The 16866-nt window shown below is 46.4% G+C and carries 12 protein-coding genes; 2 read left to right on the forward strand and 10 right to left on the reverse strand.

Going from position 1 to position 16866, the window contains the following annotated elements; all coding sequences use genetic code 11:
* Positions 1-147 precede the first annotated feature (147 nt).
* The 8 genes from LEUMU_RS0109410 to LEUMU_RS27895 all read right to left on the reverse strand — a co-directional run bounded on the left by LEUMU_RS0109410 (position 148) and on the right by LEUMU_RS27895 (position 14705).
* Complete coding sequence (locus LEUMU_RS0109410; RefSeq protein WP_022952037.1) at positions 148-756, reverse strand: hypothetical protein; 609 nt, start codon at positions 754-756, stop codon at positions 148-150.
* A gap of 535 nt (positions 757-1291) precedes the next feature.
* A complete protein-coding gene (locus LEUMU_RS0109415; RefSeq protein ID WP_022952038.1) occupies positions 1292-5530 on the reverse strand; it encodes a PKD domain-containing protein in 4239 nt (1412 codons plus the stop codon).
* 220 nt (positions 5531-5750) lie between these two features.
* The gene (locus tag LEUMU_RS0109420; RefSeq protein WP_022952039.1) at positions 5751-7985 is read right to left on the reverse strand and encodes an InlB B-repeat-containing protein; all 2235 of its coding nucleotides are present in this window, start codon (positions 7983-7985) and stop codon (positions 5751-5753) included.
* 149 nt (positions 7986-8134) lie between these two features.
* The gene (locus LEUMU_RS0109425; protein WP_022952040.1) at positions 8135-8770 is read right to left on the reverse strand and encodes an Lcl C-terminal domain-containing protein; all 636 of its coding nucleotides are present in this window, start codon (positions 8768-8770) and stop codon (positions 8135-8137) included.
* A 32-nt stretch (positions 8771-8802) separates the two neighbouring features.
* Positions 8803-10344: an Lcl C-terminal domain-containing protein gene (locus LEUMU_RS27885; protein WP_022952041.1), complete on the reverse strand. Its 1542-nt coding sequence runs from the start codon at positions 10342-10344 to the stop codon at positions 8803-8805.
* Positions 10345-10393: 49 nt separating this feature from the next.
* Complete coding sequence (locus tag LEUMU_RS0109435; protein WP_022952042.1) at positions 10394-10909, reverse strand: Lcl C-terminal domain-containing protein; 516 nt, start codon at positions 10907-10909, stop codon at positions 10394-10396.
* Positions 10910-10994: 85 nt separating this feature from the next.
* A complete protein-coding gene (locus LEUMU_RS27890; protein WP_169446396.1) occupies positions 10995-13205 on the reverse strand; it encodes an Lcl domain-containing protein in 2211 nt (736 codons plus the stop codon).
* A gap of 165 nt (positions 13206-13370) precedes the next feature.
* Entirely contained in the window at positions 13371-14705 is a 1335-nt protein-coding gene (locus LEUMU_RS27895) for an Lcl C-terminal domain-containing protein (protein WP_022952044.1), read from the reverse strand.
* Here LEUMU_RS27895 and LEUMU_RS25405 point away from each other — a divergent pair.
* Together LEUMU_RS25405 and LEUMU_RS27900 are read left to right on the forward strand one after the other, a co-directional pair.
* Positions 14704-15513, forward strand: coding sequence for an ISAs1 family transposase (locus tag LEUMU_RS25405; protein WP_051155982.1), 810 nt, complete (start codon positions 14704-14706; stop codon positions 15511-15513). The genes LEUMU_RS27895 and LEUMU_RS25405 overlap by 2 nt on opposite strands.
* Entirely contained in the window at positions 15450-15824 is a 375-nt protein-coding gene (locus tag LEUMU_RS27900) for an ISAs1 family transposase (RefSeq protein ID WP_051155980.1), read from the forward strand. The genes LEUMU_RS25405 and LEUMU_RS27900 overlap by 64 nt, the downstream gene beginning before the upstream one ends.
* 7 nt (positions 15825-15831) lie before the next feature.
* Here LEUMU_RS27900 and LEUMU_RS0109455 read toward each other — a convergent pair whose 3' ends face one another.
* The gene (locus tag LEUMU_RS0109455) at positions 15832-16269 is read right to left on the reverse strand and encodes a hypothetical protein (RefSeq protein WP_022952045.1); all 438 of its coding nucleotides are present in this window, start codon (positions 16267-16269) and stop codon (positions 15832-15834) included.
* Between the two features lie 21 nt (positions 16270-16290).
* Positions 16291-16797, reverse strand: coding sequence for an Lcl C-terminal domain-containing protein (locus tag LEUMU_RS27905; RefSeq protein ID WP_022952046.1), 507 nt, complete (start codon positions 16795-16797; stop codon positions 16291-16293).
* Positions 16798-16866: the final 69 nt, after the last annotated feature.

The following is a 16866-nucleotide window of genomic DNA, read 5'->3' on the forward strand; positions in this document are numbered from 1 at the left end:
TTCCCGTCAGTATGAAGGTCTAAACTAAAAACTGGTGCGCCATATAATATACATAGCGCCGACCCTAAAATAATATTTTTGAATGACATACTGGAAACCCTATTTTGAAGCGATAATCTAAATGCTACTAAACTCTTTATTCAGTGTTTACTTAGAGCCTATAATTAAACTATTAACACGATCGTAATCAGAACCAGTACTATTGTCATCCTCATAAATAGCTTGTACATCTACATATTTCAGTTTTCCAAATGTTGCTCTTGTGGCTGTTCCTGCGATTACACCATTTATGACCAACCCTATTTCATTAGAATTTTGCGTTATTGCAACGGTCATTCTTTGTCGCTCGCTAGGGGTATGAACCTTTACGCCATTAAAAGTAACTGCTAAATTTTTAAATGAAACTAAGACACTTTCTCCATTTTCTGAGGTCACTTTAATAGTTCTTGTTTTGTACTGAGAATTTCCCATCACATAAAAGGCATCAACAGAAACAGACCAATCAGGAATGGGAGTTTTTACTTCAACATTTAAAACCCCAGACTCATTTTTCGTGACGTAAGCACCATCTTCATACTTCAGATTGGTTGTCACAAAAGCTTTAGGCAGCTCATACCTTGCGCCCTCATATTGGCCAGCAATCGCTTTTGAAAAGTGCTGCGCATGCAGGTCAAATGCAATTTCTGCTGCAAAAACATTACTTCCAAGTACGCTCAGAATTCCAAAAATTGCTACTCTAGCTTTTAACGATCCCATCAAAAATACCCTCTGTAATAATTTAAAAGTCCACTCATAAAGTCACCTAGTTATACTAATTTTTTACGAGATTGCCTTCACTGTGAAATACAGGCAAATTATAGGATGAAAAAAGACAAATTGGTATCTATACAAACCATTTGAGCAAATTAAACTATTTTTTAGACTTAAAGATATAAATTCATTAGTAATACACCAGACCAACCAAAAGAGGCATCCGCTAGTCTAGTTATTTATTAACAACTAATTAATTGATAGAGAATCATAAATGCTTGATTATTAATCATTTTTTATGCAAGAATCATACTCTGTATTTTTTGGTAAAATGCTGCTTTATTTTACTGCATCAGTCAGGGTCCACTGTGAAATATGTTAATCCGTTAACTGAACAAGATCTTAAAATACTTGATTATATCTACAAAACACATACCACCACTTTGACCATCAAAAACAATGCACGACAATGGAATCACCACTGCCGTGCATTAATCAATCTACGTGCTGTTTTATCGGTAACTACTCTACATAAAACACATTAATCAGCAGAGCCTCCAACCCAATTATTCGACAAATAACGCACAGGATTGATTAACGTCTCTCCAATCACCTGCGTATCCAGCGCTTCCAGATGAGTCAGATACGTTTCCGCGTGGCTATCCGTATTCACGCTATAAATCACCTGCTTACCATCACCCGATAACACCGCATGCTCAACGCCATTTACGTTGTACACAACATCCGTTGTAATATCCTCAGCCAAGTCCTTAACCCGATAGCGCAGCATAGAGGTACGCTCCGACCAGCCCACTTTATTGCCATCGTCCGTAATACTTGGATGATAAAGCTTTTTACGACGCGCGATTACTCTCACTTCCTTGTACTGCCTATTTAAGACGTCATACCGCATCACGGCAAAAGAGCTAGGGCGTAATTGCACAAACGTGAGCCACTTACCATTCGGGCTTAGCGACGGTTGCACAAAGGGATTGGCACTGGCAAGCGTGACGCTACTTATAAGCTCACCATCAGCTTGATATTGGCGTAGCTCAAGCGCCTGACGGTCATCTGGTAATCTCATCTGCCACACGACAGTACGGCCATCTTGGCTGCGTGTAACATCCGCATCGTCGGTCTCGTTATCGGTGATTTGAGTAACTAATCCGCTTGCCGTTTCAAGCTCATAAATCTCGTAATCGCCCCGAACCGAATCCTTCATGGAGAATAAAATATTGCTCCCTGCCGGGTCACACGACACCGATTGGATGGTGCGGTTTTTACTCATACTATAAACGGGTTCAGCGACGACATTAGGCAAGTCAGCCAAGTTGTATTGATTAATCCCCCAGCGACGATCACTACTATCAGGATCACTCACTACATTACAGGCATACCCCGAGATCCCGTTATCAACGTCATCATTAATGCCGTCACCATCAGTATCTACATTGTCAGGATCGGTTCCAGCCAAGTACTCTTCCAGATTCGTCAAGTTATCCCCATCCAAATCCAATTGAGCATCCAGCGCGCTTAACGAGTTCAAGCCATACTGAATTTCCCAAGCATCTGGCATTCCGTCGTTATCATCATCTAAATCAGTTGCATCGCTAATCCCATCATTATCATTGTCGTCATTTACAGGGCGTGTGGATGTTGCGTTTGATTGGTAAATTTTTCCTTGGTCACCCACCGAAACGAAGCTGCCTCCAAAATAGACCACCGCATTACGTGTTGTTTGTACCTGGGCATCAAACGCTGTCCAGTTGTATCCATCCAATGACAGGTAGCTATCAGCAGTACCTCCCATTGCGATATACACGCCATTGGCGAACGTAAGGGCTTCTGGTCCATAGTTACTGTCAACGCTTCTTGCCAGAACAAAGCCTTGCTGTTCACTCACCCGGTATTGAATGCCCGTGTAAAAGCCTGCGCCAACAAAACGATCGTTTAAGTAAGAGATTGCGGTAATCGTTGATAAGTCACCGGAGTTATCGGCTGCTTGCCATGCTGCGCCATTAGTTGAGGTGTACAGCACACCATCGGTGTCTGAGAAACGAGTGCTTTCATTAACACCCACAATAATGAATTCATTATTACCGAAGGCAACACCGGAAAGGTCTGCTGACCCTAACGTGGAACTTGTCCAAGCGCTCCCACTGTTGGTCGACCTCAATACTCGGCCTTCATGACCAACCGCCACCAGCACATTATTATTCGCTGCGATGTCGTACAGTGGCGATCCACCATAATATTGAACGGTCCAATCTTTTGCATTACCAGCACTTAGAATGACACCAACCCACTGATTGAGACTGAAATCATAATCCTTTCCAACTGCAAACCATGTTGTGCCATTGTGAATTAACGACTCAAAGTGGAAGTTGTAAGTGGAGAAAGTGCTACCATTTTTATACTTCCAGGTAGTAGCTGCCTTTTCCCACTCCCTGCCGTTATCTGAGTGTAAAACAACAAGCCCACCAGCACCGCCTCCGTCACCGACCGCAACTAATGTATTGCCATCGGTCGCAATGGCGCTCAGGTCGCTGGATGTCATTCCACTCGCCCGCTGATTCCAAGACAATAGTGGGTCTTGCACCGACACACTCAACTCATGAGTAGCCGTCTTGCCCTTGGTATCACTTACCGTGACTTTAACGTTGTAGTCTCCCCCAACCACCCAAGTTTGCTCAACAGAAGCACTGTTTGAATGCACAACACGATCACCAAAATCCCATTGATAGGCTAGTTCATCACCATCCGGATCACTAGCAACCGCCGTAAAGGTAGCGGGTGTACGAGCATAGGCTTGAGATACGTTCTGAATACTGACGGTTGGTGCGGCATTACCCGTAAAACTGCCAAGCTGAACACGGACATCAATCCACTCACTCCCCACAGCCCCCCCTTTAGCGATAGGCGTGATATGAACGCCCGCACTGGTGTCGGAATAAGTCTGGCCGATGACGACCCCGGCATCTTGTTTATCTTCGTCATGATCAGAAAAGGAGTTTGGCGTGGTATCAATCAACCAGCTTTGTTCATAGCCTGCTGGTTGCCAGATGAGATAAATTCCGCTTTCCAACCATGGATTGCTGTCATAGTTTTCACGGTGCCCTAGCCAATAAAAGTCGCCATTACCACGGCTTATTTTAAGTCCTTGTAATCCAGTGGCCTCTTTATCATCAAAGCGCCTCACTCGGTAAGTACCGGAGCTGCTCACGGTCTGCCACTCGCTGGTGCTTAACCAATCAAGCTTACTTAAAGCCTGTGGATGAAAGTGCCCCGATTCTGCACTGCCGCTTCCCATAATGTCGTAGGAGTCACCATACTCTTCACTCAACCCATTTCCGCCAACAACGCCACCATCATCCAATGTCCAAAAATTGGCATGGAGTAAACCGTAGTTGTGACCAAACTCATGAACCACGACTCTTGGCGATGAATCGCCTTGCAGCCACTGCCGATCGCCACCAACACTTGCAAGCCCGGCATACCCTGAGCCAATACCGATTTTGTCAAAATAAATACCAACGATATCGTAGTCAGCAAGATCAATCCCACTACCTGATGCCTCAAACGCTGTGATCGCCTCATCGTATAATGTTGTACTGCCCGCAGAGACGTAATAGCCCGTCTGTCTAGGTAACCGAATAACAGAATCGCTCACCTCGGCCTGAAGACTGGTTTTACCGCGAGACATATTACTGAGCATGAGCGAGGCGCTGCCATTCAGTGCTTGCTTGAGAGACGCTTTGCTAATTGGCTCGCCACTCAGATTAGAGAAATCGATGCGGATGAAAAATACTTTTTTCTGGCTAGTCGTCCAATCATTCGACACTCTGTTCTGTAACACCAAACGCTCGCTAAGAGGCAAGCCTGTTTCCGATGAAGACTCTGTGCTAGCCGCCATTTCAAACAATATTTGAGAGCCGGTATTAGGGCCAAGCTTTTGCTCAAGCTCCAACAGTGCCCGATTAAGCTTGTCGACATTTTCCATCGCTGAAAAATAGAATACTTTGCCACCCGCAAGTGCGAGGACTGGCGAGCCACTGATAGACTCTCCAGTATAAAAATCCACTGATGTGTTTTGTGCTGCGGAGGGGAAGTTATCCAGTACATAAGACTGATCGCGACTGCTAAGTACCTGCAATGGCTCGTCACTCAGCACGGCTTCACCATCTAGCGAGATACCCTGCCCTGCGATACCTTTCTTTGAGGTGATTGCCTGGCGCTCTCCATAGCGATTTAACGTTAAATACGTTGATTCGCCTTGTAGCTTAATCTCTGTCGTTAAACCAGGTGCGCCAAGCCCCACGCTGTGGCTGCCGATTTCACCTTCATTGGGTAGAACGACTAAGTCAACTTGGCGACTAAACGGTTTTTCCACCCATTGCGCGATCTCTGGAGGAAGTTTGGCATACTCAGATAAGCTGAGTGACTGCCGCAATGCGCGCTCAGGATCACTTTTCATTAGCGCTTTTATCTTTACAGACCGCTGTTTGGCAAGCTCGACCCCTTTATCAAGGCTGGCTTGATCACTTGTAGAAGCTGCTGATTGCAACCAAGTATCGAACGCATCGACACTAGTATCCGCTTGGTCCGTTTGAGCAGAGGGATCGGCCAAAGCCTCCTCAATTAACTCACTACGAACCGTTTCGTTAGTGGGCGCCGGTACCGGCCCCTCTCGCGTCATAAAAAGGAGACTGCCAACAATGGCAGCTCCTACTATTCCGATAACGATATACTTTAATGTGACGGACTTTGATAATGGCTGCATCCCTGATCCTTAGCGTAGTAACCCTTAACGCTGCATGAACACAATCGTTAAAAGTAGATTCCCAAGCTTTGATAATAGGACATAACCAATCAAAATAGAACCGAATAACGGGTTTTTACCAATAGCAGAACTTATTACTCCAGATATAATCTCTGAATCTCAGATATAGATAGTTCTCGGTTATACATTTTAATATCATCAAGCCGCCCAGAACCATTACTCAATCAAGCGCTAACTCAGGAGGCACAAAGTTTCCTCTTAATCCAATCACACGACCAGCTGATGTCAATGCAAGCGAGGGGGTCATTGCAACAATCTCCTCATCACCTTCCCACAACACACTTATAATACCTTCCGACCAAGTTACAATCGTTCCATTACTTCTAAGAACAACTGCCTCGTTACCTGCTCCTGCAATTGCTACCGCATCATTTAACTCAGCGGGTACAGGGCCAGGGTCCTGATAAGTAGGTGATGAATAAACGATAGTTCCATCTCTCTTTAGTGCCATTATGGAGCTATCAAGATTTGTAGATATGGCAGCTATATCACTCCAGTCTTCTGGCACCTTTATAAAATCATAACCCCAATGACTCACCGTTCCATCTGACTTTAAGGCGACACCGCTCCAATACCCTGCTGCGACAGCGACCACATCACTCAAGCCTTCAGGTATCTTATTGGCTCCTATGCCATAGCCCTTCACGGTACCATCGGCGAATAAGATCACCGTAGTATCGCCGCCTGTTGCTACAGCTACAACCCCTTCTATTGGGGAATCTCCTGACCAATTAAGTTGCCCGGCAATATTATCTCCCCAGCCTACAATTGTGCCATCGGATTTCAATGCCACAAAATGATCACCAGAGGTCGAGACCGCCACTATATCACTCACGCTATCTGGTTGTGGAATTAGTGGTGATCCGTAACCGCCATATCCCTCTCCCCAATACATTAATGTGCCATCTTCTAAAACAGCAAGGTCGTCTCCAGCAATTCCGATGGCATTAACCTTCACTAAGACTTTGAAATTTGCAGTTACTTCTACATTGTTTTGCGGCATGACAAATGAACAGGTAGTTTGCTCTCCTGAGCACTCTCCTCCCACGCTTTCCCATGACTCAAACACGTAACCAGAGTCGGCTACCGCTGTTAGGGTAATTGAATCCCCCTCCTTGTAACCTTCTTCAGATTCGGGGAAAACATTGACAACGCCATTCGCTGCAAGAACCTTTATATTGTGCGTCTCAATATCTACAACTGCGCTCAACTGATTACCTAGATACTGATTTTCTGCACGAAGCACTTTTCCTAGCCGATAGGTGCTTCCCGTACGCAATACCCGCATAAAAGTCTGCCGTTTATTCGGCGCATTAATGCTATATATTGCAGCCTCACCATCACCACTTAACATCGGATGTTCCAGCACATGCTGATCAGCATGGGAAATCTTGAAAAGCCTCTCGCTGGTATTTTTGGTCAGATCAGTCAGGATTAGCCATTGATACCAATGCTCTTCTCCCCATAGCGCCTTTGTTCCATCATTACTGATACTTGGATCGACAACATCAATATTAAACAACCGAGTATAAACTATTCCTAAAGTGGTGAACTCACCAGTGGACAATTGATAACGCAAAACATGTTTTCGGTTACGCTCATTGACCAAAATCAACCACTCACCATTGTCACTTAAAGAAGGCTGCGTCATTGGATATTTGCTGCCCAGCGCGATATCTGAATAGCTACCATCCTCAGCAATAGTGCGCACAAAAACCGCTTTACGGTCATCAGCCAAACGGCCTTGCCAGGTAATAACCCGACCATCCTGACTCATGCTGACATCCAGATCGTCGGTATCATTATCGGTCAGTCGCAGGATTTCATTATTGGTCTGGTCAATCAGGTAAATCTCGCTATCGCCACCCACTCCGTCCTGAGTCGCCATTAATACTTGGCTGCCATCGGCACTGCAAGAAACGGACTGTATCGTCGTGTCTTCATCGGATACAAACACCGCGGTTTGATTATCCGTATCCAGGCTCAGATCGTATTGAAGAATGCTCCAGCGATGTTTTCCAATCGGGGTATGCAAAATATTGCAGGCCAATCCGTCGATACTAACGCCGGGGCTCAGTGTGGTTTTGCTGAGTAACTCAGGTTCAGAGACCTCATCGGCGGTACTCCCGATCTCAGAAGATATTGCAGGGACAGATGCAACCGCTAACGGATCACTCAATAACACAGTATCAGTCATGACCGCAGACACTGCCGGCGTCATGATTTGAAGTGGTGCTGCACTGGCCTTATCCAAATCCGATAATTGGTAGGGTGCATTGGACGGTTTCATAGGCGTGGTATCAGCCATTGCGGCACCAATCACGCTTATTAAAAGAAGGGCAAGTAAGCTGATTAACGAAACTTGCCGTAGCTTAATAGAGTAATGACTTATCATGAGATGCTCCCAATGAGTAAAGGTAGCTTCTCAGATTACTATTCTATCAAAGCTACGGAGCCAGAATAAAACAACTATAAGACATAAAAGTTGATATTTATCAAGATTTAGTCATAAACCCAAGAGACCAATACAAACACCCCTCAAAACTAACCTCCCCGAATGGCGTAAACACGCTTCCATTTTGAAGGCTCTGTATCATTATTTGTGCCACTCAATTCATAATCTAACGGGTCTGTATACACCTGAGAGCCAACGACTTTCCCATCCCTGAACACGGCATAAGCAGAGTCATAATAACTATCTGTATAAGGAGCCGTTAGCGTAGATGACCAGGATAGATAAGCAACAGTGAGAGGGAAAACCTCCAAGTTTCTCGCAGGATCCGTGCAGGCCCGCTCAACCACCGTAGCCAGCTCCTTGATATTTGGCATGCGCCAATCATAAACAACGGTGCCGTCATAACCCGCCAACCCCGTTGAGTTGATGCTGGACACACGACTATTAGCACTCTGCCAAGTCGTTCTTGTTGCTCCTTGAGGGGTACACTCATCGTCGGTAACGTTATCTGGTGTTCCGTTATCATCAAAAACATGTCCTAGTGGGCAACGAGTCCATTCAAACCCCGTTGCATGATCTAGTGCAATTGCTCCGTTAATGGAAAAGCGAGCAGTCGGAGCCGTCTCTACAATGGACGCCTTATTACAATACTGATCAGCACTGACAACAGAGTGATAAACAATGAATGAAAGAACAACCAGCCCTTTTAATGTATGTGTATGCATACTTAATCTCCTTTAGATAGAGCAGTAGCGATCTATCGACTACTCACTGCCCGAACAAAATGAGGAGTGACTTTCGCATCCCATGAAGAAACGCTCACCCATGCGTTATCAGCATCGAACGTTGGAGAGGCTGTCCAATAAGATGCGGATTGACTATTCGGGAAGTAGCTGGTGTCGATTGACATATCACTACCATAAATACGAAGGGTGTGTAGCTCATCCACCGTAGGCATTCGCCAGTCACTAATACCACAAAGCGCTGAGGCATTGACTCTGCGGATAAAGTAATCGGTATTACAGAACGAGCCAAGCTTATCAGCACTATACCCAAAGCAAATATCGAGAGCACCAGTATCACCCGAACTACCGCCATTATTATGTGCTTCCGTGTTGTACCAGGTAAACATATCCCCGGAGTCATGTAAGCCACCATCAGTAGTCTTAACCTCCCAGGTTAACCCGGTTACATTGTCTTTTACGCAGGCCCAGTCCGCTGCATCGGCCGCCAGAGCAACACCTTCTGAAGAAAGCTTCGTAAAACTAAATCCCCGGTAACCGTCACTATCATCGTCATCAGTAACATCTCGCCCGACCGCACCATCGACTCGATAACTCACCCCCGTGTCGTTTAACGCGATCTTAAGTGTGGATGCCACCTCATCACTCATATCTCCTATTAACCCGTCATCACTGACTGCTGCAGCCCTAAAATAATACGGCATACCATGATCTGGTGATTCAACCGTAATAAAATTTGACGTGACTGATTGAACGAGCTGTCCCTGATAAAGCGTTTGACAAGCAGATAGACTGCTAATGGGTTGTTTTGCGTAACACACGGTGTAATTTGCCGCCCCCTCAACCGCTGCCCAACTAAACACAATATTCTCACCATCAACTACACTGCCGGCCTCTTGAGGCGCAGCCACGACCGGTGCTATCGTGACAGTTACCCGAGCAGTCTCCGAGTTAACGGTTCCGTCATTCGCGAGGTATGTGAATGTATCACTGGATGTATAAACAGTGCCGGGAGTGTAACTGACGACACCATTTGTGAGTGCGCTAAGCGTGCCACTTTCAGGCCCTTGCACAATCTCGAATGTCAGTGCATCGCCATCGACATCGGTTGCGATGAGATTAATATCAACTGCTTCATTATGGGCTGTGCTGACTGTAACGGTACTTGACACTGGTGGGTCATTTTGAGGACTGATCGTAAGACTTACTAAGCCTGACGTCGAATCCAATTCACCGTCACTAGCCTTAAAAGTAAACGTATCACTACCCGCGTAATTCGCATCAGGCGTGTACGTAGTCACATTATCCACTAAGGCACTTAACGTGCCATGCTGTGGCTGACTTGTAATCGTGTAGGTAAGCGTGTCACCTTGAGGATCCGTTGCAGTCAGTCTTAGCATGGTAGTGGTATCTTCATCTAGCGTGACTGTGATGCTCTCAGGAACAGGGGAGGTGTTGGTGACCTCCTCGCTTTTTTTATCAGAGCCACAGCCGCTCATGATACCAAGTAACAATAAATACAGCGCTGCATGAGTTACTGTCCGATCACTTTTCATCTCAAATACCGGCAGTTATAGTTTGATTAAGCATAAATAGAGTACCGACTCAGTCATCGAGTCCTGAGGCCTCCTGTCCGCCCCGAACTAACCGAACATACTCATCGGCGTCCTCACCCTGCATGTAATCGTAGCCGTAGAAGAACTGGACGTGCCACGCGCTATTACTACTGTCAGCAGACGGCGAAGACGACCAATACATCCGGCTTTCTGTCGCAGGAAATACAGTCAAGTTAACTGCTGGCTCAACACAAGCTGCCTCAGCAATACTCATTAGTTCTTTTATATTTGGCAAACGCCAATCGCCTGCAGCCATTGCTAGTGCTAGTGCTTCTGACCAATTATGTGTTGTTGCACTACCAGAGCAAGTCGTGCCGTCCCAGCTTTGTCCCACCGAGCAACGCTGCCAGATTAAACCGGTTTGCAAATCAGTCACCTCATCCCCTGAGACTGAAAAACGCGTATCCGGTGTTGAAGGAGAGACACGTTCATCGCACGTTTGTGCAGTCGCAGCGACACTAAGCAATAGCAAAAGAGCCGCGAATGGTAAAAAACAAACTTTCATAATAAACTTCCTATTAACCTGGTGTACGGACACACGCACTGACAAGTCTTCATGCCTTGCTGACGTATCCTTGCAAAAAGCACAATCACTGTCCGCCACGAACTAAACGAACATAGTAGCCGCTGCCCTCATTGCGCCCGAGGGTGTTGCCAGAGTAGAAATTGACGAGCGACGCATAGTCACTAAGGTCAGCATACGGCGAGGACGCCATCAGCGAGGACGACCAATACCCGCTATTTTTTGTATTAGGAAAATAGTCCGTATCAATAGACGGATTCACCCGGTCATAACTGACAATAGAGCGTAGCTCCTCAAGCGCGGGTAAACGCCAATCTGAAGCGCCGCATAGACGCTGTGTATTAACACGGTTGATATAGGCCTCAGTATTGCAGTAACTCGTTGCGTCACCGGAGTAATAACCGTGACAGTTTTCACTGGTGTCATCAAAACCCGCAAAACCACCATCATTATTCGTATCAGTGCTATACCAAGTATAGGAGTCATCCGCATCGTGGAGGCCTTCATCGCCCACCGTGCCATTTCCACCCTGCTTAACCTCCCAGATTAAGCCCGTCACATTATCTTTGACACAGGACCAACTCTCAGCGTTCGCAAGGAGTGTATTACCATTGATATCTAGCTTGGTATAGCTAAAACCAGCATGACCATCAGAGTCATCATTATTATTAAAGTCGCGACCGTATTGGGCATCCTGGTCTGGGTAATCAGCTACGGGACAGGATAAACCGTTGGTACTGCCATCTGCGCATTGGGTAATACCGGTATCGTTGAGTTTGCCTGTGGCAATCGGTGTCTCAGCCAGAACAGTCTCCTGAAAGATGGCCATCATCTCGACATCCTTCGCTGGCATTACAAAACTGCAGTCATAAAATGTTTCGCACAGATCAGTATCCGACCAACTAACAAACCGATAGCCTACATTGGGGGCCGCAGTCAGTCTAACCATGCTACCCTCCAGGTAGCCATTATCGGATTCCGGTGACACGACCACAGAGCCGTTAGGAGCTGTAATTGTTAACTTGAATAGTTGTAGCTCTTCAAAAGTCGCCGAGACACTCAGGTTTTCTTCCGTAACAACAAGCGTGCAAACTGGCTCCTGATCACATTGATCAACACCGACCCAACCACTAAAGACATAGCCCGCATCCGCTGTTGCCGTCAGGGTTACAGTATCCCCAACCAAATACCCGTCTGCGGATTCAGGAGAAAGACTAACGGAACCGTCATCGACCACCGAAATGGCGACGCTGTAGGTATCAATCTCAACCGCTGCACTTAACTGACTCCCCAAATAACGATTTTCCGGCCAAAGCACTTTACCCAATCGAAAGATAGACCCTGAACGCAAAATCCGTAGAAAGGTTTGTCGCTTAGTCGGGGTGTCAATACTGTAAATTACCGCGGCCCCATCACCACTCAGCATCGGATGACCCAAGCCATCCCCCTCAGCGTAGCTACCCTGTAGGAGCACGTCACTGGTCTGTGTCGACAGGTCAGTCAGCACCAACGCCTGACCGACGTCGACTCTAACCCAAAGGACGTTTGTTCCATCATTGCTAATACTGGGCGCGATGACGTCGTATCGACGATTATTGATTACTTCTACAATAGTGTACTCACCCGTAGATACCTGATATCGCACGAGATGGTCTACTGAGTTTCGCTCATTCACCATGATCAACCACTCGCCATTATCGCTTAGAGAGGGTTGGGTCATTGGAAACTTACTGCCGAGCGCCACATCCGTGTAACTACCACCTTCGCCAATGGTTCTGACAAATACGGCCTCACGATCATCCGCCAAACGGCCTTGCCAGCTAATCACCTTACCATCCTGACTCATACTGACATCCAGATCTTCAGTCTCATTATCCGTCAGGCGTTGGGTTTCATTATTGGTCTGGTCAATGAGATAAACCTCACTATCGCCACCTACGCTATCCTGAATAGCCATTAATACTTGGCTGCCACCGGCGCTACAAGCCACTGATTGAATCGTTCTGTCTTCATCCATGACGAACACGGCTTTCTGGTTATCTGTATCGGTACTCAGATCGTATTGAAGGATGCTCCAGCGATGCTTACCAATGGGAGTATGGAGAATATTGCAGGCCAGACCCTCAATGGGGATACCGGGGCTAAGCGTGGTTTTACCAAGCAGTTCTGGTTCCGCAACTGAAGTATCCGCCATAACAGTACTCGACACACTCAGCGCTAAAACAGTAACCGTACTAATTAACCACCTAGCCAGAGGATGAAGACAATAACCGTTCATATGAAATACTCCAAAACACCAATGTTTGCGTGACCAGCCGAGCTGATCCATAAAAGCCATACTCTTAAAATACCACAATTACAGGCCACAAATTATTAACATTAATCTAAAATATTTTTATGTCAGACCATACTAGCAGCGCGAATGATTTTTCTACATTCCCTTTTATCTTGTTCCACTAACTAAACGGGTACTGTGGGCAGCGCTCTTAGGGTAAATAAAGTAATTACCGTTATAAAAATCAATGTTCCAGGCACCTTCAGCATCAGCAGAATTTGAATCCGCAGACCAAATATGTAAATCCGTCACCAGGGTGTTAACGTCATTAAAGTAATTGAGGTCAACTGCTGCATTTTTATTCCCATAATTGAGCGTTGAAATAACTTCATGTCGCGAGGGCAAGCGCCAACTCGAAATACCACAGTATCCCGCTTGATTGACGCGGGCAACGTAAGCTTCGGTATTGCAGTACGTTGATGGGTCTGTAGCTTCATACCCGGAGCAATCATCCCTCTGGCTGTTCGCATATCCTTCGCTTCCAGCATTCGTATCAGCCGTCGTGCTGTACCAGGTAAATCGGTCATCTGAGTCATGAAGCCCCTGATCACCTACACGATTATTCATACCTGTTTTAATCTCCCAGACTAAACCACTCACATCATCCCGCACACAGCTCCAATCAGACGCTGTTGCAGGCAAGGCCTTGCCATGCTCGTCAAGCTTAGTATAAGTAAATCCCGCCACGCCATCCGTATCGTCATTAAGCGTCACATCACGTCCATACGCCTGATCCTGATTTGGATGCGCAGCGCAATCATCAGGCAGACTCCACCAATCCTGCGTATCGACACAACGAGTAATGCCGGTATCATTTAATGGCTGATACAGAGAGTTAGAATAAAAGGAGGCTAAATAGCGATCCGGCCCTGACAATGCAGCGCCTATAGGAATTATTTGCTGTGGCTCTGCCCACAGGCTCGCCAAATAAGATTGTCTGTCGCCATCAACCTCATTAACACTGAAGATCAGGGACTCACCCTCTCCAGATAGCATAGGGTGTTCAATGCCGTGTTCATTGGTAACAACTTGATGAGATGTTTGACTTAAAACGTCTTTAACAATATAGCGATTACTTTGTCTTCCCTCTGTCCAGCCAACAAAATTACCATCATCACTAATGCTAGGATTGGAAATCCTTTTTCGGCGAGGCACCCGCCGTATTTCAGTAAACGCCTCTGTCGCCACCTGGTATCTGAGCACACTATAGTTGTTGGCACGCAATTGAATAAACGTTAGCCACTCACCGTTTTGACTCAAAGAGGGTTGCAGGAAGGGGAATGCACTCGCTAAGCGCTTGGTGAGACGGTAGCTACCGTCTAATTTCAGTTGATTTATGTTAATTGCTTGCCGACCATCACTTAGCTCCGCAGGGCAAACGCATGAACATAAAATAATCAATTTCAGGGCCAGGTATCCTATAAAATGAAGATTTTTCTTCATGAGTCAGCGCTCACTCTTAGAATACATCGAACAACTCCCCGACCCTCGTCAGTCTAACAAATGCAGCCACCGCTTTAGTGAAGCCATTTTTATGGCGGTCTGCGGTATTTTGTGCGGTGCTGATGACTGGAATAGCATCGAATTATACGCAAAAACCCGTGAAGATTGGTTTCGTCGCTATCTGAAACTCCCTGGCGGTGTTCCGTCTCATGATACCTTTAACCGCTTGTTTTCATTGCTGGATCCGGCGCATTTTCATGATATTTTTATCGAATGGGTACAGGACACATTAGTACAAACGGAGTTAGCGGGTGTCATTGCGGTTGATGGGAAAACGCAACGTGGCTCCCGCGGTCACTCTGCCCCCACCAGTCATACCGTCAATGCCTGGTCCACTGAGCTGGGTATTTGTTTAGGTCAGGAGACGGTAAATGACAAGTCAAACGAAATCACGGCAGTCCCTACCTTGCTGGAAAAGCTGGCGATTAAAGGGTGCTTAGTGACGGCGGATGCAATGAGCTGTCAAAAGAAGATTGCGAGTCAAATTGTGAAGCAGCAAGCGGATTACCTATTAGCGGTTAAAAAGAACCAACGGAGTCTGTATAACGCCATCGATACTCACTTTATGGGTTATTGGGCACAGCATCCGGAGGACTCACCGACTGATCCAGCGTTCAGTGTGATGACGGATGCGAAACACCACCGTCAGGAGTATCGCCGTTGTTCGGTGCAAGACGCTTCCGGGTGGCCGGCACTCAAGAGCTGGGGGCTAAAACGGTTGCCGCAATTCAGTATGATCGGGAGGTAGGCGAAAAGAAAACCAGTGATATTCGTTACTTTGTGAGTAGCCGGGTGATGTCCGCCGAGGCGGTACTGATCGCCAGTCGCCAGCACTGGCAGGTGGAGAATAATCTGCATTGGGTGTTGGATGTTGCTTTCAATGAGGATCAATCCCGCGCTCGGCAGGGATTTGCCGCTAAGAACCTGGCCACTGCCCGACAAATTGCGTTGAATTTACTTAAACAAGATACGACGATTAAGCTAGGCATCAAAAATAAACGGAAAGGCTGTGGCTGGAGTGAGAAGTACTTATGCCATATTCTGGGACTGATTGTTTGATTTATGTTCATGCGTTTGCCCTGCTTAGCTCCGTTTGCCAAGAAGCAACCGTGCCCTGCCTATTTAGGGTGACGTGTAAGTCATCTTGCTCATTGTCAGTAAGTTGAAGAACCTGCTTGCTACCGTTCAGTAAGGCATATATTTCATATTTACTGCGTGGGCTTTCCTGCATAGAAAATACAATCACATTGCCCGTATAGCTGCAGGCAACTGATTGGATTTTACGATTATTGGCAATGCCAAACGCCGACCGGGAAGTGCCGGCATTTAAATCGTAAACGTTAATACCCCACTTACGAATATCTGTTGGAGTATGTACTACATTACAAAGCACCCCGGACATCAGAACATTAGGGGCTTCATCAACAGCAAACGCGCCTGAAGGGATTATTAGACTAAGGAACGGGATCAGTACACCAACTAACCCTCTTTTGTAGATAACCATCGAGACTCCTGCTTTGGACTATTAGCGCACCATACGAACAAAGTCAGCTGAGCTGATATCATTGATAGAGATGCCCCCGCTATCAGGATGGAAAAACCATGCCGCCATTCGTTGCTCATGATAAATGTAGGGAGATGAGCTCCATAAGAAAGCGCCAATACTATGAGGCGTGCCTGGAAAGACCACTGTGTTAATCGAAGGGCTAAAGCATGCTACTTCTGAAATACTCTCCAGCTCTTTGATATTAGGCAGCCGCCAAGTACCATCAGATAATGCAAGTGCGGCAGGCCAATCATATTGGGCTGCGATACCAGTACAGACTGTTCCATTCCAAGCCCGCCCTTCAGGACACCGTTTCCATATCAGCCCCGTCACATTATCTCTTACTTCTTTTCCATCCAGCAAAAAATCATAGCGACTTAGCGGTGTACTACGCGCCATATGCTCATTACAACCTTGGGTAGCAGCCAGAGCAACTTGCCCTGATAAACCCGCAACAAATACAAACCATATGATGACTTTGTGCACTTTTTCCTCCTCTAAAGCAAGGTCATTACTTACCTACTGAATGAGGCACTACCCGAATAGTCCGGGGAA

The sequence above is a fragment of the Leucothrix mucor DSM 2157 genome, from assembly GCF_000419525.1.
Taxonomy (GTDB): domain Bacteria; phylum Pseudomonadota; class Gammaproteobacteria; order Thiotrichales; family Thiotrichaceae; genus Leucothrix; species Leucothrix mucor.